Genomic DNA, 18,491 nt, shown 5'->3' on the forward strand with positions numbered 1-18,491 from the left:
ACTCTCCCCCGGACGGCGGAGCCGCACCGCGCCCCCTCCGGGCTAGCGTGGAGGCGTGCACTTCAGAACCACCACGGAACCGGACACCGACCCGGCCGCCGGCGCCCCGCGGGGGCCGCTCCCCGAGCGCGTCACCGCCTGGTTGAACGACCCCGAGGACCCGTTCTGGTCCCGGCCCGCGCCCACGGCGGCCCAGCGGCGCAACGACGTGCTCGCGGCCGTCTGCTTCCTGGCCGTCGCACTCCTGGCGTCCGTGCTGCTGCACAGCTACGCGGGACTCGCGGAGGGCGACGAGCCCTGGCGGTACTACCTCAGCACCGTGCTCATCGTGGTGCCCCTCGCCGTGCGCCGCCGCTACCCGTTGCCCGTCGTGGTCGCCTCGTCCGCGCTCTTCCTGGGCCTGACCTACGCGAGCCCCACGGCCGCCGTGACGCTGCCCTTCCAGGGCGCCTACTTCGCGGCCCTCTACGCGGCCGTCGCCTGGTCGCGCGACCGGCAGGCCCTGTGGGTCGCGATGTCCGTGGTGGTGGGGACCATGAGTCTGTGGCTGCTGAGCGCGTTCACCGTCACCAACGCCTACGCCGACTACCTCGAGGGGGTGGGCGAGGTCGACGGGCCGCTGCCCCAGCTCCCCTCCTACGGCGCGTTCATCCTCCTCGTCAACGTCGTCTACTTCGGCGGGGCGGTGCTCGCCGGACGCGCCTCGTGGCGGGCCGCGCTGCAGCAGCACCGCCTGACGGTCCAGGCGCAGCGGATCCGGGAGCAGTCGGCGGAGATCGCCCGCCGCGCCGTCGTCGACGAGCGGCTGCGCATCGCCCGGGAGCTGCACGACGTCGTCGCCCACCACGTGTCCGTGATCGGCATCCAGGCGGGGGCCGCGCGCAAGGTCCTGGACCGGGACCCGGCCGCCGCCAGCACCGCCCTGCGCACCATCGAGGAGTCCAGCCGGACCGCGGTGGGGGAGATGCGCCAGCTGCTCGGCGTCCTGCGCGCCGGGGACGAGGAGGGGCCCGCGGGATCCGGCGGGCGCAGCTCCGCGGCCGGGCGCCGACCCGATCCCGGTCTCGCCGACATCGCGGCGCTGGCCCGCCGGCACGCCGACAACGGGCTCGCGGTGGACGTCCGCACGGTCGAGGCCGTCCCCGGTGACCTGGACAGGGTCCCGCCGGCGCTCGGGCTGTCGGTCTTCCGCTGCGCCCAGGAGTCCCTGGCCAACGTGATCCGCCACTCCACGGCCGCCACGGCGTCCGTCACCCTGCGCACCGGTCGCGGTCCCGCCGGGCCGTGGGTCGAGCTCGAGGTGCTCGACGACGGCTCGCCCCGTCCCGGCACGGCGGGGACCGGGTTCGGGCTCCAGGGCCTGCGCGAACGCGTCCGCCTGCACGGCGGGGAGGCGGAGATCGGACCGCGCTCGGGACGGCCCGGCTGGCGGGTCCGCACCCGCTGCCCCCTGCCCCTCGACGGGACCGCAGGGGGTGCCGCGCACACCGCCGTCGACGCCGGGAGCAGGACTCTGCGAGGATCGGAGGCATGATCCGCGTCCTGCTCGCCGACGACCACGCCCTCGTGCGCTCCGGCTTCGCCATGGTCCTGTCCGTGGAGGACGACATCGAGGTCGTGGCGCAGGCCTCCGACGGCGCCGGGGCCGTCGCCGCCGCCCGCGACCGGGAGGTCGACGTCGCGCTGCTCGACGTGCAGATGCCCGTGATGGACGGGATCGAGGCCACCCGCCGGATCGTCGGGACGGGGTGCGCCCGGGTCGTCATCGTCACCACGTTCGACCGGGAGGACTACCTCTTCGACGCGCTGGCCGCCGGGGCGAGCGGGTTCCTCCTGAAGAACGCCGACCCGGACGACCTCGTGGAGGCCGTGCGCGCCGTCGCGGGGGGCCACGCGCTGCTCGCCCCCGAGGCCACGCTGCGCGTCATCCGGGCCCTGACCGCGGACGCCCCGGCCGCCGCCCCGGAGCCCGACCCCGCACCGGCCGACCCCGAGCAGCGGCGCATCGTCGACTCCCTCACCGAGCGGGAGCACGAGGTGCTGCGGCTGGTCTCGGACGGGCTGTCCAACGCGGAAATCGCCCAGCGCCTGTTCCTCGGGTCCGCCACCGTCAAGACCCACGTGTCCAACATCCTCGCCAAGACGGGCTCCCGGGACCGGGTGCAGGCGGTCGTCTTCGCCCACCGGGCCGGTCTGGTCGGCTGAGCCGGTTCCACCCCGGGGCGGAGGGTGCCGGGCCGCGGCCCCGGCCCGGGGCGCCCGCACTCCGCCCGGGTGGGGATCCCCCGGGGCCGCGGCGTTCGTAGGCTGGACGCACGAGCCGCCCGGCACCCGGCGGGAGGACGCACCGGCCGAGAGGACCCCGGGCCCATGAGCACCAGCACCAGACCTGCGGCGACCACCACCCGCTACCGGAGCACCCCCGGGGGGCACGTCCTCGAGGCGCGGGGCCTGAGCCGCTCCTTCGGCGGCCGGGCGGTGGTCCAGGACGTGTCCTTCCGGGTCGAGCCCGGCCGGATGACGGGCTTCGTCGGCGCCAACGGGGCGGGCAAGACCACGACCATGCGGATGCTGATGGGCGTGCTGCGCGTCTCCGCCGGCGAGGTCCTGTGGGACGGCCGGCCCGCGACCGCGGCGGACCGGGCCGGCTTCGGGTACATGCCCGAGGAGCGGGGTCTCTACCCCAAGCAGCCGGTGCTCGACCAGCTCGGCTATCTCGGCCGGCTCCACGGCATGGACCGCGCGGACGCCCTCGCGGAGGCCGGGCGGCTGCTCGAGCGCTTCGGTCTGGGCGGGCGGGGGAAGGACAAGCTGGAGTCGCTCTCCCTCGGCAACCAGCAGCGGGTGCAGGTCGCCGCCGCGCTCCTGCACGGGCCGGCAGCGCTGGTCCTGGACGAGCCGTTCTCCGGGCTGGACCCCGTGGCGGTGGACTCCATGGTCGAGCTGCTGCGCGAGCGGATGGCCCAGGGGGTGCCCGTGCTCTTCTCGAGCCACCAGCTCGACCTCGTCGACCGGCTCTGCGACTCCCTGGTCGTCCTCTCCGGCGGTCGTGTCCTGGCCTCCGGCACGGCCGACGACCTGCGCCGCACGGGACCCCGCCGGCACCGGATCCGCTGCGAGCAGGACGCCGGCTGGGTGCGGGACGTGCCGGGCGTGCGCGTCGTCGACGTCGACGGGCCGGCCGCGGTGCTGGAGCTCGCCGACGACGACGCCCGCCGCCGGGTCCTCGAGGCGGCCGTGCCCCGCGGTCTCCTCGAGTTCGCCGAGATCGTGCCCGCCCTGTCCGACGTCTACCGCGAGGTCACCCGATGAGCGCGCGCCCGCCGGTGGCCCGCCCGTGGTGGATCGTCACGGCCCGGGAGATCTCCGTCAAGCTGCGCGACCGGTCCTTCCTGCTCTCGACCGTGGTCACGGTGCTCCTCGTGGCGGTGTCCATCGGCGCGTCCGCCCTGTTCGGCGGCCGCGCCACCGACCACGTCCTGGCCACCGCCGCTCCCGAGGCCGCACCCGTCACCGCCCGGGCCGCGCAGGCGCTGTCCGAGGACGGCGACGACACCCTCACCGTCCACGCCGCGCCGTCCCCGGACGCGGCCCGCCGGGCCGTGGCCGAGGAGACCGCCGACGCCGCGCTGCTGCGCGGGCTCGACGGCTGGACGGTGGTCGGCAAGGACGGCGTCGACCCCGCGCTCGCCCGGGTCCTCGACCGGGCGGTGACCGAGGCGACGCTCGCGGCCAACGCCAGGGCCGCCGGCACGACCGCAGAGGAGCTGACCGAGGGCGCCGAGGTGCGCACCGAGCTGCTGGCGGGCGGGCAGGACCGCGGCCCGGCACGGCTCCTCATGGGCTTCGTCTTCGCGTTCCTGTTCTACCTGGCCGCCATCCTCTTCGGCATGGCCATCGCCAACTCCGTGCTCGAGGAGAAGCAGAACCGGGTGGTGGAGATCCTGGCCACCGCCGTCCCGGTCCGGCAGCTGCTCTACGGCAAGGTGCTCGGCAACTCGCTGCTCGCGTTCGGGCAGATCGGGCTCTACGCCGCGGTCGGGCTGCTCGGGGTCAACGTCACGGGCGTCGCGGCGGACGTCGGCTGGATCCTCGCGGCCTCCGGCTGGTTCGTGGCGTTCTTCGTGGCGGGCTTCGCGGCACAGGCCTCCGTGTGGGCGGTCCTCGGCTCCCTGGCCTCCCGCTCCGAGGACCTCCAGACGAGCACCGGGCCGATCCTGACCGTGCTCATCGGCGCCCTCCTCGTGGGCCTCTACGCCGAGGGGGCGTGGCTCACGGCCGCGTCCTTCGTGCCGGTCGTCTCCTCGGTGGCGATGCCCGTCCGGATGCTGGACGGCGGCGTGGCGTGGTGGCAGCCCGTGCTCTCCCTCGCGGTCGCGCTCGCCGCGGCCTGGGTGCTGCTGCGCCTCGGGGAGCGGATCTACCAGCGCGCCGTGTTCCAGGGCGGACGCTCCCTCACGTGGCGGGAGGCCGCCCGCCTCGAGCAGTGAGCCGGCCACCGTGCGCCGCAGGACGCCGGACTTGACGGCATCTGGCATACTGGACGGGTACTCGATGCGTGCGGTCCCTCTCGCCGCACGTTTCTCGTGTCCACGCAACCCCTGCGAACGGCCCGCCCCACGGGAGCGAGACCAGGGCGTTCACCGCATCCAAGAACCAGGAGAGTCCACACCAGTGGCTGTTAAGATCCGTCTCAAGCGCATGGGCAAGATGCGCGATCCCCGTTACCGCGTCGTCGTCGTCGACTCCCGCAAGAAGCGCGACGGCCGCGTCATCGAGGAGATCGGCAAGTACCACCCGACCGAGCACCCCTCCTACATCGAGGTCGTCCCGGACCGGGCCCAGTACTGGCTAGGCGTCGGTGCCCAGCCGTCCGAGGCCGTCGCCGCCATCCTGAAGGTGACCGGCGACTGGCAGCGGTTCAAGGGCGAGGAGGGCGCCGAGGGCACCCTGCGCCGGCCCGAGGCCAAGACCGAGTTCGTCGCTCCCGACAAGGGCTCCGTGATCGTCCCCGAGGCGATCACCCCCAAGGGCGAGAAGGCCGAGCCCGCCGCCCCCGCCGCCGAGTCCGACGACGCCCCCGCGGCTGACGCCGAGAAGGCCGAGTAGTCGTGCTCGCCGACGCGTTGGAGCACCTCGTCCGCGGAATCGTGGACAGCCCCGATGACGTCGACGTCCGGCTCAAGAGCGGGCGCCGGTCGGAGACCCTCGAGGTCCGGGTGCACCCGGACGACCTCGGCCGGGTCATCGGCCGCCAGGGCCGCACGGCCAGGGCGCTGCGCACCGTCGTCGGCGCGCTCGCCGAGGACGGCCAGGTCCGGATCGACGTCGTCGACACCGACCGCCACGCCCGCTGAGGCACGCACCGGGCGCCCCGGCGCACCGGCCCCGCAGCCCGCACGGTCCCTGCATCCGCACCGGATGCGGGGACCGTGTGCGTTGCGGACCCCGCACTCCCCGCCGACGCCCCGGCGCGCCTCGCGTCCCCGCACCCCGTTCCCGCGGCCTTCCGGCCGCCGACTCCCCAGGAGCACCATGAAGGTCCAGGTCGCCCGCGTCGGCAAACCCCACGGCATCCGCGGGGAGGTCACCGTGCAGCTGTTCACCGACGCCCCCGAGGAGCGCTTCGCCCCCGGCGCACGGCTGCTGCTCGAGCCCTCCGCCCCGCTCGCCCCCGACGGCGTGGTGACGGTGCGCCGTACGCGCTGGAACAAGTCCGTGCTCGTCGTCGCCCTCGAGCAGGTCCACGACCGCAACGGTGCCGAGACCCTGCGCGGTGCCCGCCTCTTCGCCGAGGCGCTGGACGAGGACCCCGAGTCGGACGAGTGGTACGAGCACGAGCTCGTCGGCCTCGGGGTGCGCACCGGCGCCGAGGACGGATCGGGCCCGCGGATCGGCGTGGTCACCGGTCTGCGCACCCTCCCGGTCCAGGACCTCCTCGAGATCCGGCTCGACGAGGACCGGCGCGAGGCCGTCCTCCCGTTCGTCGACGAGATCGTGCCGGTCGTCGACCCCGAGGGCGGGTTCGTGCTGGTCACCCCGCCACCGGGACTGCTCGAGCTGGACCGCCCGGACGGGACGCCCGAGGACGCGGCGCCCGAGGACGGGGCGCCCGGCGCCGGGCCGGCGGAGGGCGGGCGCTGATGCGCGTCGACGTGGTCAGCATCTTTCCCGAGTACCTCGCCGCCCTGGACCTCTCGCTCATCGGGAAGGCCCGGCAGCAGGGGCTCCTCGAGCTGACCGTGACCGATCTGCGCGAGTTCACCTCCGACCGGCACCGCACCGTGGACGACACCCCCTACGGCGGCGGCGCCGGCATGGTCATGAAGCCGGAGCCGTGGGCGGCGGCGCTCGCGTCCGCCCTCGAGCGGGGTCCCTTCCCCGCCGGAGCCGAGGGCGGGGGAGCGGCGGAGCGTCCCGTGCTGGTCGTGCCCTCCCCGGCCGGTGAGGTCTTCACCCAGGCCACCGCCCGCGACCTGGCCCTGCGGGAGCACCTCGTGTTCGCGTGCGGGCGCTACGAAGGGATCGACGAGCGCGTCGTCGACTGGTCCCGGGAGCACTTCGAGGTCCGCCCGATGAGCCTCGGCGACTACGTCCTCAACGGCGGAGAGGTCGCCGTGCTGGCCATGGTCGAGGCCATCGGACGGCTCGTGCCCGGCGTCATCGGCAACCCCGAGTCGCTCGTGGAGGAGTCCCACGCGGACGGCCTGCTGGAGTATCCCGTCTACACCAAGCCCGCGCTGTGGCGGGAGCGGCCCGTGCCGGAGGTCCTGCTCTCCGGCCACCACGGCCGGATCGCGCGCTGGCGCCGGGACCGGCAGCTCGAGCGCACCGCCGCCCGGCGCCCGGACCTCGTCGCGTCCCTCGACCCGGCGACCCTGGACCGCGCCGACCGCGCCGTGCTCGCCGGGGCGGGCTGGGTCGTCGCGGGCGGTCACGTGGTGCCCGCCGGAGGCGACGGCCCGGCGGCACCTGTGGCATAATGTTCAGCTGTGTGTCTGCTGGGCACGCCCCCGCCGCAGGGGGATGAGCGACCAACAGCCGGACACCCGGGAACCCCGCTCGGGGCCCCGTCACCACGTCTTGCGGATCCCGCACCCGGACCGGGCACCGCCCGCGCCGCAGGGGTCCGTGCCGACCCACGTGAGCGACCTGCGGCGTTCACCAGGAGATCCACCATGAACATTCTCGACCAGCTCGACGCGAAGTCGCTGCGCAGCGACGTCCCCGACTTCCGCCCGGGCGACACCCTCAACGTGCACGTCAACATCGTCGAGGGCAGCCGCTCCCGCGTGCAGGTCTTCAAGGGCTTCGTCCTCGGCCGCCAGGGCGCCGGCGTGCACGAGACCTTCACGGTCCGCAAGGTGTCCTTCGGCGTGGGCGTGGAGCGCACCTTCCCGGTGCACTCGCCGGTCATCGAGAAGATCGAGGTCGTCACCCGCGGCGACGTCCGCCGCGCGAAGCTGTACTACATGCGCGACCGCCACGGCAAGGCCGCCCGCATCCGCGAGAAGCGGGACAACACCACGGCGCGCTCCGCGAAGTCGGGCAAGGCCGTCAAGTCCGGCAAGTCCGGCAAGTAGGACGGCGCACGCTTCGGTGCCCACCGGAACCCGGGCGTGGGACCCGCGCACCACCGGGTCCCACGCCGTGCGACGCGAACGCCAGCCCCGTGCTCGGGGCTGGCGTTCCGTCGTCCTCGCCCTCCTGGTGGCCGCGGTCGTCACCGGCCTGCTGCGCGCCTCCGTCGTGGACGTCTACTGGATCGGGTCGGACTCGATGCAGCCCACCGTCGAACCGGGGGACCGGGTGCTCGTGGGCAAGCTCGTCGACGGGACGGAGCTCGAGCGGGGCGACCTGGTCGTCTTCGACGGGCGCGGCAGCTTCGCCCCCCTGGGCAGCGGCGAGCCGTGGCCCGCGCAGGCCCTGCAGACCCTCGGCCGGTGGAGCGGGCTCACGGGCTCCGAGAGCGTGTACCTCAAGCGGGTCGTCGGGGCCCCCGGCGACACCGTTGCGTGCTGCGGTCCCTCCGGGCGGCTGCAGGTCGACGGCGAGGAGGTCGCGGAGGACTACGTCCTCGAGGGCGACCGGCCCAGCGACGTCGAGTTCTCCGTGGTGGTCCCCGAGGGACGGCTCTGGCTGATGGGCGACCACCGCTCGGTGTCGGTGGACTCGCGCAGTCTGCTCGGCGCGCCCGGCGGTGGACTGGTGCGAACGGATAAGGTCATCGGAGAACCACTCGCTGTTCTGTGGCCCCCGGACCGGGCCGGACAGCTCTGACCCGATCCGCACGGATCCGGACCCGGACGCCGGCGGGCGTCCGCCCAGGAAGGACGGAAGCAGTGGCCGACAGGACCCAGCCCGGCGGGGACGGTGCGTCCCCGGAGCACCCCGGCACCACGGGGGACGCGGGCGTTCCCGCCCCCGCGACGTCCACCGCCGGCGCGGACCCCGCGGCCGCCCCGGCCGGCGGCGGCGTGCCGGGCCCGGCGTCCTCCCGCCGCGGCGCGCGCGGCTCCCGCCGTGCCGCAGGCCGGCGGGAGCGCAAGAAGCGCCCCGACACGCTCTGGGGCTCGATCCGGGAGGTCCTCCTCGTCCTGGTCTGGGCGGTGCTGATCGCCTTCGTGGTCAAGACCCTGCTCGTGCGCGGCTTCTACATCCCGTCCGGCTCGATGGAGAACACCCTCCAGCTCAACGACCGCATCTTCGTCAACGTGCTCGAGCCCACCTTCGGCCCGCTCGAGCGCGGGGACATCGTCGTGTTCGAGGACGCGAAGGGCTGGCTGCCGCCCCAGCCCGAGACCGCGGGCGGACCGGCCGACGCCGCCTACGAGGCCCTCGCCTTCGTCGGCGTGCTGCCCGACCGCACGGACCAGCACCTCATCAAACGCGTCATCGGGGTGGGCGGCGACACCGTGGCGTGCTGCGACGCCTCGGGCAGGGTCACGGTCAACGGCGAGGCCCTCGACGAGCAGGGCGCCTACCTCTTCCCCGGGTCCGCCCCCTCGGACACCGAGTTCGAGGTCGAGGTGCCCGAGAACCACTACTTCGTGCTGGGCGACCACCGCGACGCGTCCGCCGACGCCCGGGTCCACCTGATGGACGTCGTGGAGAACGGCGCGTTCATCAGCCACGACGACGTCGTCGGCACCGCCTTCGTCATCGCCTGGCCGCTGGACCGCTTCGAGCTGCTGCAGAACCCCGACGACGTCTTCGCGGATGTCCCCGACCGGCCCACCGGTGGCTCCTGACCCCCGGCGGCTCCGGCGCACAGCACCACCACGGGGCCGTGCCCCCGGCCTCGTCGTCGAACGCTCCCTGAGGACAACGGGCGTCCAGCTGGTCGGCGGGATGGACGAGGTGGGCCGCGGGGCCCTCGCCGGTCCCGTCACGGTCGGGCTGGTCGTCCTGCGTCCCGGCACGGAGCGCGGCGTGCCCGGGCTGCGGGACAGCAAGCTGCTGAGCCCCGCCCGGCGCGTGGAGCTCGTCCCCCGCCTCCTGGCCTGGTGCGCCGCCCGCGGCGTCGGCCACGCCTCGCCCGGGGAGATCGACGCCCTCGGCCTCACGGCCGCCCTGCGCCTCGCCGGACGCCGCGCGATCACGGCCGCCGCCCGCCAGGGGGCGGCGCCCGACGTCGTGCTCCTGGACGGGCGGCACGACTGGCTCTCGGTGCCGCGGGCGCCGGCCCCGGGCGACGACCCCGTGCCGGGGCAGGGCCCCCGCTCGGCCCCCGACTGGTCCGGGGCCGTGGTGACCCGGGTCCGGGCGGACCTGACGTGCGCGTCCGTGGCCGCGGCCAGCGTGCTGGCCAAGGTCGAGCGGGACCGCATCATGGAGGAGCTGTCCACGGGCTGGCCGCAGTACGGTTGGGACAGCAACAAGGGATACGGGGCCCCCGGGCACCGCCGGGCCCTCGAGGAGCACGGACCCACACCGCAGCACCGGCTCAGCTGGCGGCTGACGCAGGCGCCGGCCGGGCCGGACACGATCGGAGACGGGACGACATGAGCGCCGAAGAACTCGAGAACTTCGAGACGGACCTCGAGCTGCAGCTGTACCGCGAGTACCGCGACGTCGCCGGACTCTTCCAGTTCGTCGTCGAGACGGACCGCCGCTTCTACCTGGCCAACTCGGTCCGGATCGAGCCGGTCGAGACGAGGACCGGCCTGTACTTCGACGTCGAGCTCAAGGACGCCTGGGTCTGGGACGTCTACCGCTCCGCCCGCTTCGTCAAGCACGTGCACGTCATGAGCTTCAAGGACGTCAACGTGGAGGAGATCGCCCACGCGGACCCGTTCTCGGTCCCCGGCGCCGCGGGGCCGGCTCCGGACGACCCGCCCGCCTGACCCGTCCTGCACACCGGGCTCCGGCCGTTCCGGCGGGCTCCCGGTGCGGCGCACCATGGGACCCGGCCCGGGTCCGTCGGGCGGGGGTGGCGAGCAGGGAGGTGTCCCGTGTCCCAGGGACTGGGAGCGCGCGGCGAGCAGCTCGCGGCGGCGCACCTCGAGGCGCGGGGGTACCGCGTCCTGGAGCACAACTGGCGCGCACGGCTCGCCCGTGACGGGCTGCGGGGAGAGGCCGACCTCGTCGCCGAGCACGAGGGGTGGGTGGTGGTCGTGGAGGTGAAGACCCGTTCGAGCCTTCGTTACGGCCATCCGTTCGAGTCCATCACGCCGCAGAAGACGGTCCGTCTGCACCGTCTGGGGGCCGCCTGGGCCCGGGTCCACGACCGGGACCCGCGAGTGGTCAGGGTCGATGCCGTTGCAGTTACTTTCGCACACGACGGGGTGCCGGAGATCGAGGTCCTGCGGCAGATCCAATGAGACGCGGCAGGTCCTGAACCCGCGTGACATGCCTCCCCGGACGTGCCAATGTTGAGGCGTCGATGACCGGGAGAACGACGGAGGTGTGCTGTGGTCGCTGCGGGACCGCTCGCTGCTCCTCGGCGCGCCGTGGCCCTCGTGGCGGCCGTCGCGCTGACCGCCACCGGATGCGGGGTGCTGAAGGCCTCCGAGCCCGAGGCGAACGCCCAGCCCGGCACCGTGACCACCGGGTCCAGCGGCCTGAGCCCGGGCCCCTACGCGCTCACCACGGAGGCCGGTGCCGTCATCGAGTTCGACCTGCCCACCGTCCCGGCCCCGGACGACGAGGTCGAGCGGCTGCGGCAGGACCTGTCCGTGGAGCCGGTGACCTACGTCGAGCTGCACATCGACAACACCGAGGGCACCCGCACCGTGCAGATCGACGACCTGAAGGTGATCGGTCACGAGGGCGGCCAGTTCCCCTTCCAGCCGGCCGCCGAGGTCCTGGCCGACTGGGACCCGGACCGCTCCGGGGAGGGGGGCTTCTGGCGCGCCGACGGATCGCCCCTGGACGCCCTGGAGGGCGCGGAGCTCGACGCCCGCACCCATGCCCTGATCGCCCAGTACACAGGGGCCGTGCCGGCGGGCGGCACGGGTCGCGAACTGATGATCGGCGACTTCGAGCGGCTGCCGTCGTCCTTCGACGACGTCGAGCTGTCCCCGTACCCGAACGAGCGGGCACTGGGACCGGCCCCCGTGGGGCACGGTCCGGAACAGCGCCAGTACCGGGCGGGGGTGCCGACGCCGACCCCCCGGGACCGGCTCGAGGCGGAACCGGCACCGGTCGCCCCGGAGCCCCCGATCGCCCCGGACGTGCCGGCTCCGGCCCCGGACCCCGAGCCGGCACAGCCGCAGGAGCCGCAGCAGCCGGCGGAACCTCAGCAGCCGCAGCAGCCCCAGGAGCCGCAGCAGCCGGCCGAGCCGCAGCAGCCCCAGGAGCCGCAGCAGCCGGCGGAACCTCAGCAGCCGCAACAGCCCCAGGAGCCGCAGCAGCCGGCGGAACCTCAGCAGCCGCAACAGCCCCAGCAGCCGCAGCAACCCCAGGAGCCCCAGCAGCCGGTGGAACCACAGCAGCCCCAGGGGCCGCAGCAGCCGGCCGAGCCGCAGCAGCCCCAGCAACCGCAGCAGCCGGCGGAACCCCAGCAGCCGCAGGCCGGCACTGCCGGCAACCCCGGCTCCGATCGGGACGACGGCGCGCCCACCTCCGACGGGGGTGCCACGGCCGGTGCCTCGCCCTCGCCCACGGAGCGTCGCCGCCCGGCCCCCACCCGGCCGCCCTCGGAGCCGGTCCCCGATCCGACGGCCACGGCCACGGCCGAACCCGCACTCCCCAGCGGGACCGTGGAGGCCTGAACCGGGGCCCTGTCCACCGCCGAGGGAGCGGACCGGCCGCCCGGCGTGCGCGTGGCACAGCATGGGTGACCAGGAGGTCCCCATGCACCGTCGTCGCCCATCGTTCCCTGCCCCCCCACCCCGTCCCCGAGGTCTGCTCGCACCCACCACGGGGGTGCGGTGATGGGCTTCGCGCGGACGTGGGCGGTGGCCCTGGTGGGCCTGGACGGGTCCATGGTGGAGGTCGAGGCGGACATCGGCCAGACCCTCCCGGCGTTCTCCATCGTGGGCCTGCCGGACGCGGCGCTCAACGAGGCCAGGGAACGGCTGCGGGCGGCGGCGCGCAACAGCGGGATGCCTCTGAGCCCGCGCAAGCTGACCGTCAACCTCACGCCGGCGACCCTGCCCAAGCGCGGGTCCCTGTTCGATCTCGCCATCCTGATGAGTGCCCTGCAGGCCGCCGGTGAGGTGCCCGCGACGGGGCGGACCGTCTTCCTCGCCGAACTGGGCCTGGACGGGGCGCTGCGGCCGGTGCGGGGCATGCTGCCGGCGGTGATGGCGGCCGTGCGCGCCGGGCACGAGCGGATCGTCGTCCCGGCCGCCAACGCCGCGGAGGCGGCACTCGTGCCCGGGGCATGGGTGGAGGGGTTCGGCTGCCTCGCCGAGGTGCTGGCCGCCGCCGGTGCCGATCCGGCCCGTCTCCGCCGTCCGGCACCGGACGGGTCCGTCGGCGGCGGTGCCGAACCCGGTCCGGCACCGCCGGCCGTCCCGGACCTCGCCGACGTCGCGGGGCAGTCCGACGGGCGATTGGCCCTCGAGATCGCCGCCGCGGGCGGGCACCACCTGCTCATGGTGGGCCCGCCCGGCTCGGGAAAGACGATGCTGGCGGAGCGGCTCCCCGGCCTGCTGCCGGACCTCGAGGACGACGCCGCGATGGAGGTCACGGCCATCCACTCGCTCAACGGGGCCGCCGGCCGGTGCACCGCCCTGATCCGGCGCCCGCCGTTCGAGGCGCCGCACCACACCGCGTCCACCGCCGCCCTGTTCGGCGGCGGGGTCGGCATCCCGCGGCCCGGCGCCGCCTCCCGGGCGCACCGCGGCGTGCTGTTCCTCGACGAGGCCCCGGAGTTCGACCGCGGCGTGGTCGACGCCCTGCGCCAGCCCCTCGAGAACGGCCGGGTGGTGATCGACCGGTCCGCGGCCTCGGCGGTCTATCCGGCCCGCTTCCAGCTGGTCCTCGCGGCGAACCCCTGCCCGTGCGGACGGTCCGGTGGGCGCGGCGCGGACTGCACCTGCACGCCGCGGGTGCGCCGGAGCTACTTCGGCAAGCTCAGCGGTCCGCTGCTGGACCGGGTGGACCTGCAGATCGCCGTGCCGAAGGTCTCCTACGGCGAGCTCGCCGCCGGGGCCGGGCGGGGGGAGGGCACGGCCGAGGTCGCCGTGCGCGTCGCCCGGGCGAGGTCGGCCCAGGCCGAGCGCCTGCGGGACCTCGGTCTGCGCACCAACGCCGAGCTCGGAGGCAGTCTCCTGCACGGGGCGCTGCGCCCGCCGGGCCCGGTCACCGCGCCGCTGGAGCGGGCCATGGACCGGGGCTCCCTGACCGCTCGCGGCCATCAGCGGGTGCTCCGGGTCGCCTGGACCCTGGCCGACCTCGAGGGCCGTGCCGTTCCGGCCGTCGACGACGTCGACACCGCCCTGTACTTCCGCAACCTCGTGCCGGCCTGAGCGCCGCCGCATCCGCCCGAGCCCGGTCCGAGCACGCCGGGCCGGACCCGGCCAGACCAGACCCGACCCGACCAGGCCAGACCGGGCCCGGCCAGGCCAGACAGGAGGATCCCGCCATGCACTCCAGTCCGCCCGCCCTGCGCCCCGGACACGACCCGCCCCGCCTGGCCCGGGCCGGGCTGTCCCGCCTCGTGGAGCCCACGGACCCCGCCGCCATGCTGCTGCTCGCGGCGCTCGGACCGGTGCCCGCCCTCGAGGTCGCCGCGGGCGCACGCCCGATCGCGGCCGCGGAGCACGCGGTGTTCGCCCGGGCGGCGGCCGAGGCCGGGTACGGCCCCCGGCAGGTCGACCTCAGGCGGTCCCTGGCCCGCTGGGCCGCCCGGGCGGCGGAGCTCGACCCTGCCGGGGACCTCGAGACGGCCGCCCGGGCGGGCGCCTGGTTCGCGACCCCCGAGGACCCCGACTGGCCCGTCGCGCTGGCCGACCTGGGCCTGTTCCAGCCGGTGGCCCTGTGGGGCCGCGGGGACCGCCGGCACCTGCCGTTCCCCGCCGCGCGCTCCGTCGCCGTCGTCGGCTCCCGGGACTGCTCCACTTACGGCCGGCAGGTCGCGCTCGACCTCGCCGGTGCCCTGGCCGCCCGCGGTTGGAGCATCGTCTCCGGCGGCGCCTACGGCATCGACCAGGCCGCGCACTCCGCCGCGCTGGCCACGGGGACGGCGCAGCCGGTCACGGTGTCGGTCATGGCGGGCGGGATCGACCGTCTCTATCCGCGGGGCAACGAGGACCTGCTCCGTGACGTCGAGGCGTCCGGGCTCCTGCTCGCCGAGGCCGCCCCGGGGTGCACCCCCAGCCGCTACCGCTTCCTCCAGCGGAACCGGCTCATCGCGGCGCTCGCGGCCGGCACGGTGGTGGTCGAGGCCCGCTGGCGGTCGGGTGCGCAGAGCACCGCCCACCACGCGGACGGGCTCAGCCGTCCGGTGGGCGCGGTGCCCGGCAGCGTGCACGCCGGCACGTCCGCCGGCTGTCACCGCCTCGTGCGAGAGGGCACCGCGGTCCTGGTCACGGACGTGGACGAGGTGCTCGAGCTGATCCAGCCCCTCGGCACGGCGACCGTCCCCGACCGTCCGGGGCAGCTCTCCGTGGTGGACGGTCTCTCCGACCGGGACCGCGTGCTGCTCGACGCCCTGCCCCTGACCGTGCGCAGCCGCCCGGACCACCTCGCCCGCGTCGCCGGCCTCTCCGCCCGCGAGGTGCTGGGCGGGCTGCGCCGGCTCGAGGAGCGCGGCCTGGCCGACGGTGCGGGGGAGGGCTGGCGACGCCGTCGCTAGACTCGGCCCATGACGAACGACGACCCGCTGCCGCCGGCCGTGGCGCGGGCCCTGGAGCGGTACACGGAGCACCTGGTGCACGAGCTGGCCCGCAGCCCGCGCACCGTCCGCGCCTACACGGGCGACCTGCGCGCCCTCTTCACCTGGTTGCACGACTCCTACGGTGTGGCCGCACCGGCCGCGGTGGAGCTCGACATGCTCCGGGCGTGGCTGGCCGTCCGCCTCGCCGAGGGCGCCGGCCGCTCGTCGATGGCGCGCTGGACGGCATCGGTCCGCGGCTTCTTCGGGTGGGCCGTCGCCACGGGACTCGTCGGCGCCGATCCCAGTCTGCGGCTCGTCGCCCCGCGGCGCCGGCACCCCCTGCCGGACGTCGTCCCCGCCGACGGGATGCGGGAGCTGCTCGACGACCTCGCCGCGCGGTCCACCGAGCCGGGCGGCAGCGGGACGGATGCCGCGCTCACCGCCCGGGACCGTGCCCTGCTCGAGCTGCTCTACGCCACCGGGGCGCGGGTCGGGGAGCTCACCGGAGCCGACGTCGACGACCTCGACCGCGCCCGTCGCGTCCTGACCGTGATCGGCAAGGGCGACAAGCAGCGCACGGTGCCCTTCGGCCGCCCCGCCGACGAGGCGCTGCAGCTGTGGCTGGCCCGCCGGCCCCTCCTCGCCACGGCGGGGAGCGGCCCGGCCCTGTTCCTGGGCTCGCGGGGCGGGCGGATCGACGCCCGGCAGGTCCGGCGGGTCGTCGCGCGGGAGCTCGGCACCGTGCCCGACACCGCCGCGCGGGGTCCCCACGCCCTGCGCCACTCGGCGGCCACGCACCTCGTGGACGGCGGCGCCGACCTGCGCACGGTGCAGGAGCTGCTCGGGCACGCGTCCGTGGCCTCCACCCAGATCTACACGCACGTGTCCGTGGACCGTCTCGGCACGGTCTACCGCCAGGCGCACCCGCGGGCCTGAGGCCGCGCTCCGCCCGCGGGCCGGGGACGCTCGGGCGCATCCCGGGTTGACGCCCGCGGAATGTTTGCAGTTGAATGAGTGCGAGATTGTACTCGACGTCCCGGACACGGCAACCAGCCGCGCACCGCACCGGACGACGGGTGCGGCACCGGAGCAGCCGGACGCCGCGCGGGCCTCGAATCCCCGCGGCGGGACGGTGGCCCGGACAACAGCATCGACCGGGTGCGGCAGGCTCGCCGCGACCCGCAGGGTGGGACCGCTTCCGTGCAGGGCGTTGGGGAAGACGTACCTACACGACGGAGGAACAGGTCATGTCTGCACCCACCACGCGCGGAGTGCTCTACGTGCACTCGGCCCCGAGAGCGCTGTGCCCGCACGTCCAGTGGGCGCTGGAGTCGGTCGCGCGCCAGCGCACGGAGCTCGAGTGGACCCAGCAGGACGTGGAGCCCGGCTCGGTGCGCGCCGAGCTGGAGTGGTCCGGTCCGGCCGGGACCGGCGCCCTCCTCGCCTCCGCGCTGCGCACGATGGGCCGGCTCCGCTTCGAGGTCACCGAGAACCCGTGCCGGGGTCACGACGGCGCCCGCTGGTCCTTCACGCCCGAGCTGGGGATCTTCCACGCCACGACGGACGCCGCCGGCAACATCATGGTCTCCGAGGACCGGATCCGCTATGCCTACGAGACCGCCGCCGGGAACCCGCTGCTCGTGGTCAACGAGCTGTCGCTCGCCCTGGGCGAGGCCTGGGACGAGGAGCTCGAACCGTTCCGGCACGCGGCGGAGGGCGCCCCCGTGCGCTGGCTGCACCGCGTCGGCTGAGCGGACCCGTCCCTGACCTCCGCGGGAACCGGGCCGGACGCACGAGAGGGCCGCCCCGCGCGCNGCGGGGCGGCCCTCTCGTGGCTCCGGGGGCGTGCCCCCAGAGGGGGCGTGCGCTCAGACGGTCCGGAAGGCTGCGACCGCGTTGTGGCCGCCGAAGCCGAACGAGTTGGACACCGCCACGAAGTCGCCGGAGGGCAGGTCGCGGGCGTCCGTGACGACGTCGAGGTCGATCTCCGGGTCCTGGTTCTCGAGGTTGATCGTGCACGGGGCGGTGCGGTGGTGGACGGCCAGCACGGTGAGGACGGCCTCGACGGCGCCCGAGCCGCCCAGGATGTGGCCCGTCATCGACTTGGTCGCCGAGACGCACATGTCGTCCACCGCCGAGCCGAACGCACGGCGCAGGGCACCGGCCTCAGGAGCGTCGCCCTTGGGCGTCGAGGTCGCGTGGGCGTTGACGTGACGGACCTCGTCCGCCGAGAAGTCACCGGTCTCCATGGCCTCCGCGAGGGCGCGGGCCGCGCCGCGGCCCTGCTCGTCCGGCGCGGTGATGTGGTAGGCGTCCGACGTGAGACCGGCGCCGGCCAGCTCCGCGTAGACGCGCGCGCCTCGGGCCCTGGCGTGCTCCTCCGACTCGAGCACGACGGCTCCGGCGCCCTCGGCCATGACGAACCCGTCGCGGTCCGTGTCGTAGGGCCGGGAGGCGCGCTCGGGCTCGTCGTTGCGCTTGGACAGCGCCTGCATCGAGGCGAACGCGGCAATGGTCACGGGGTGGATCGCGGACTCCGCACCGCCCACCACCACGATGTCCGCCTTGCCGCAGCGGATGAGGTTCATGCCCTGGTAGAACGCCTCGGTGCCGGACGCGCACGCGGAGACCGGGGTGATGGAGGCGGCACGGGCCCTGAGGTCCATGCCGACGGCCGCGGCGTTGCCGTTGGGCATCAGCAGGGGCACGGTGAGCGGCATGATCCGCCGGGCCCCGCGCGTGAGCAGGGTGTCGTAGGCGTCGAGCAGGGTCCAGACCCCACCGATCCCGGTGCCGAAGGCCACGGCGAAGCGGTCGGGGTCCACCTCGTCCGAGTTCTCGGCGTTGGAGCCGGAGAAGCCGGCGTCCGCCCACGCCTCGCGGCCGGCGATGACGGAGAGCTGCCCCGACGGGTCCAGGCGCTTGGCCTCGACCCGGGTGAGCACCTCGCTCGCAGGGGTCGACACCGTCGCGGCGATCCGCACGCCGAGATCGTAGGTGTCCACCCAGTCGTGCTCGATGGCGCGGACACCCGAGACGCCCGTGGTGGCGCTGCGCCACAGCTCGGGGACGGTGCCACCGATCGGGGTGGTGGCACCGAGACCGGTGACGACTACTTTGCGGGTCATGACTGCACTTCCTCGTGTCCTGGGGTGAAGCGGTGGGCGGCCCGCCCGGTTGCTGGCCGGCGCGGCGCGGCGGATCCTGCGGTCCGCCGCGCACC

20 protein-coding genes are annotated in these 18,491 nt (G+C 75.1%); 19 read left to right on the forward strand and 1 reads right to left on the reverse strand.

Features of this window, described 5'->3' with window-relative positions; translation table 11 throughout:
* The first annotated feature begins 55 nt into the window (after positions 1–55).
* The 19 genes from ACH9D3_RS00440 (at position 56) to ACH9D3_RS00530 (ending at position 17,019) form a co-directional block, all read left to right on the forward strand.
* The gene (locus ACH9D3_RS00440; protein WP_396409449.1) at positions 56–1,534 is read left to right on the forward strand and encodes a histidine kinase; all 1,479 of its coding nucleotides are present in this window, start codon (positions 56–58) and stop codon (positions 1,532–1,534) included.
* On the forward strand, positions 1,531–2,205 hold the full coding sequence (locus tag ACH9D3_RS00445; protein WP_396400599.1) for a response regulator: 675 nt from the start codon (positions 1,531–1,533) through the stop codon (positions 2,203–2,205). The genes ACH9D3_RS00440 and ACH9D3_RS00445 overlap by 4 nt, the downstream gene beginning before the upstream one ends.
* A 165-nt stretch (positions 2,206–2,370) precedes the next feature.
* Positions 2,371–3,312 (forward strand): ATP-binding cassette domain-containing protein, encoded by a 942-nt coding sequence (locus ACH9D3_RS00450; protein WP_396409450.1) that lies wholly within the window; start codon positions 2,371–2,373, stop codon positions 3,310–3,312.
* The gene (locus ACH9D3_RS00455; protein ID WP_396409451.1) at positions 3,309–4,490 is read left to right on the forward strand and encodes an ABC transporter permease; all 1,182 of its coding nucleotides are present in this window, start codon (positions 3,309–3,311) and stop codon (positions 4,488–4,490) included. The genes ACH9D3_RS00450 and ACH9D3_RS00455 overlap by 4 nt, the downstream gene beginning before the upstream one ends.
* Before the next feature lie 184 nt (positions 4,491–4,674).
* A complete protein-coding gene (gene rpsP / locus ACH9D3_RS00460; RefSeq protein WP_396400596.1) occupies positions 4,675–5,109 on the forward strand; it encodes a 30S ribosomal protein S16 in 435 nt (144 codons plus the stop codon).
* 2 nt (positions 5,110–5,111) lie between these two features.
* On the forward strand, positions 5,112–5,357 hold the full coding sequence (locus ACH9D3_RS00465) for an RNA-binding protein (protein ID WP_396400595.1): 246 nt from the start codon (positions 5,112–5,114) through the stop codon (positions 5,355–5,357).
* A 178-nt stretch (positions 5,358–5,535) separates the two neighbouring features.
* Entirely contained in the window at positions 5,536–6,144 is a 609-nt protein-coding gene (gene rimM, locus ACH9D3_RS00470) for a ribosome maturation factor RimM (RefSeq protein ID WP_396409452.1), read from the forward strand.
* Positions 6,144–6,983 (forward strand): tRNA (guanosine(37)-N1)-methyltransferase TrmD, encoded by an 840-nt coding sequence (trmD, locus tag ACH9D3_RS00475; RefSeq protein ID WP_396409453.1) that lies wholly within the window; start codon positions 6,144–6,146, stop codon positions 6,981–6,983. Before rimM ends, trmD begins: the two co-directional genes overlap by 1 nt.
* Before the next feature lie 195 nt (positions 6,984–7,178).
* Positions 7,179–7,583, forward strand: coding sequence for a 50S ribosomal protein L19 (gene rplS, locus ACH9D3_RS00480; RefSeq protein WP_396400592.1), 405 nt, complete (start codon positions 7,179–7,181; stop codon positions 7,581–7,583).
* 16 nt (positions 7,584–7,599) lie between these two features.
* The gene (gene lepB / locus ACH9D3_RS00485; RefSeq protein WP_396409454.1) at positions 7,600–8,280 is read left to right on the forward strand and encodes a signal peptidase I; all 681 of its coding nucleotides are present in this window, start codon (positions 7,600–7,602) and stop codon (positions 8,278–8,280) included.
* A 62-nt stretch (positions 8,281–8,342) separates the two neighbouring features.
* Positions 8,343–9,251: a signal peptidase I gene (lepB, locus tag ACH9D3_RS00490; RefSeq protein WP_396409455.1), complete on the forward strand. Its 909-nt coding sequence runs from the start codon at positions 8,343–8,345 to the stop codon at positions 9,249–9,251.
* A gap of 100 nt (positions 9,252–9,351) precedes the next feature.
* Entirely contained in the window at positions 9,352–10,008 is a 657-nt protein-coding gene (locus tag ACH9D3_RS00495) for a ribonuclease HII (RefSeq protein WP_396409456.1), read from the forward strand.
* The gene (locus ACH9D3_RS00500) at positions 10,005–10,346 is read left to right on the forward strand and encodes a DUF2469 domain-containing protein (protein ID WP_396409457.1); all 342 of its coding nucleotides are present in this window, start codon (positions 10,005–10,007) and stop codon (positions 10,344–10,346) included. The genes ACH9D3_RS00495 and ACH9D3_RS00500 overlap by 4 nt, the downstream gene beginning before the upstream one ends.
* Positions 10,347–10,454: 108 nt before the next feature.
* Positions 10,455–10,823, forward strand: coding sequence for a YraN family protein (locus ACH9D3_RS00505; RefSeq protein ID WP_396400587.1), 369 nt, complete (start codon positions 10,455–10,457; stop codon positions 10,821–10,823).
* Positions 10,824–10,913: 90 nt separating this feature from the next.
* Entirely contained in the window at positions 10,914–12,215 is a 1,302-nt protein-coding gene (locus ACH9D3_RS00510) for a hypothetical protein (RefSeq protein WP_396409458.1), read from the forward strand.
* A 162-nt stretch (positions 12,216–12,377) separates the two neighbouring features.
* Positions 12,378–13,919, forward strand: coding sequence for a YifB family Mg chelatase-like AAA ATPase (locus ACH9D3_RS00515; protein WP_396409459.1), 1,542 nt, complete (start codon positions 12,378–12,380; stop codon positions 13,917–13,919).
* 116 nt (positions 13,920–14,035) lie between these two features.
* On the forward strand, positions 14,036–15,247 hold the full coding sequence (gene dprA, locus ACH9D3_RS00520; RefSeq protein ID WP_396409460.1) for a DNA-processing protein DprA: 1,212 nt from the start codon (positions 14,036–14,038) through the stop codon (positions 15,245–15,247).
* Positions 15,248–15,256: 9 nt separating this feature from the next.
* Entirely contained in the window at positions 15,257–16,204 is a 948-nt protein-coding gene (locus ACH9D3_RS00525) for a tyrosine-type recombinase/integrase (RefSeq protein WP_396409461.1), read from the forward strand.
* Positions 16,205–16,515: 311 nt separating this feature from the next.
* Positions 16,516–17,019 carry a DUF3145 domain-containing protein gene (locus ACH9D3_RS00530; RefSeq protein ID WP_396400582.1) on the forward strand — a complete coding sequence of 168 codons (504 nt, stop codon included), beginning with the start codon at positions 16,516–16,518 and terminating at the stop codon, positions 17,017–17,019.
* Positions 17,020–17,136: 117 nt separating this feature from the next.
* Here the strand turns inward: ACH9D3_RS00530 and ACH9D3_RS00535 are convergent, their stop codons facing one another.
* Positions 17,137–18,396: a beta-ketoacyl-[acyl-carrier-protein] synthase family protein gene (locus ACH9D3_RS00535; protein ID WP_396400581.1), complete on the reverse strand. Its 1,260-nt coding sequence runs from the start codon at positions 18,394–18,396 to the stop codon at positions 17,137–17,139.
* Positions 18,397–18,491: the final 95 nt, after the last annotated feature.

Source organism: Kocuria kalidii, from assembly GCF_044462225.1.
GTDB classification, from domain to species: domain Bacteria; phylum Actinomycetota; class Actinomycetes; order Actinomycetales; family Micrococcaceae; genus Kocuria; species Kocuria kalidii.

What these genes read in the sequence shown, in the direction of transcription:
- ACH9D3_RS00445 (WP_396400599.1), top strand. Translation starts at nt 1,531, where the DNA reads ATGATCCGCGTCCTGCTCGCCGACGACCACGCCCTCGTGCGCTCCGGC.
- ACH9D3_RS00450 (WP_396409450.1), top strand. Translation starts at nt 2,371, where the DNA reads ATGAGCACCAGCACCAGACCTGCGGCGACCACCACCCGCTACCGGAGC.
- ACH9D3_RS00455 (WP_396409451.1), top strand. Translation starts at nt 3,309, where the DNA reads ATGAGCGCGCGCCCGCCGGTGGCCCGCCCGTGGTGGATCGTCACGGCC.
- rimM (WP_396409452.1), top strand. Translation starts at nt 5,536, where the DNA reads ATGAAGGTCCAGGTCGCCCGCGTCGGCAAACCCCACGGCATCCGCGGG.
- trmD (WP_396409453.1), top strand. Translation starts at nt 6,144, where the DNA reads ATGCGCGTCGACGTGGTCAGCATCTTTCCCGAGTACCTCGCCGCCCTG.
- rplS (WP_396400592.1), top strand. Translation starts at nt 7,179, where the DNA reads ATGAACATTCTCGACCAGCTCGACGCGAAGTCGCTGCGCAGCGACGTC.
- ACH9D3_RS00495 (WP_396409456.1), top strand. Translation starts at nt 9,352, where the DNA reads ATGGACGAGGTGGGCCGCGGGGCCCTCGCCGGTCCCGTCACGGTCGGG.
- ACH9D3_RS00500 (WP_396409457.1), top strand. Translation starts at nt 10,005, where the DNA reads ATGAGCGCCGAAGAACTCGAGAACTTCGAGACGGACCTCGAGCTGCAG.
- ACH9D3_RS00515 (WP_396409459.1), top strand. Translation starts at nt 12,378, where the DNA reads ATGGGCTTCGCGCGGACGTGGGCGGTGGCCCTGGTGGGCCTGGACGGG.
- dprA (WP_396409460.1), top strand. Translation starts at nt 14,036, where the DNA reads ATGCACTCCAGTCCGCCCGCCCTGCGCCCCGGACACGACCCGCCCCGC.
- ACH9D3_RS00525 (WP_396409461.1), top strand. Translation starts at nt 15,257, where the DNA reads ATGACGAACGACGACCCGCTGCCGCCGGCCGTGGCGCGGGCCCTGGAG.
- ACH9D3_RS00530 (WP_396400582.1), top strand. Translation starts at nt 16,516, where the DNA reads ATGTCTGCACCCACCACGCGCGGAGTGCTCTACGTGCACTCGGCCCCG.
- ACH9D3_RS00535 (WP_396400581.1), bottom strand. Translation starts at nt 18,396, where the DNA reads ATGACCCGCAAAGTAGTCGTCACCGGTCTCGGTGCCACCACCCCGATC.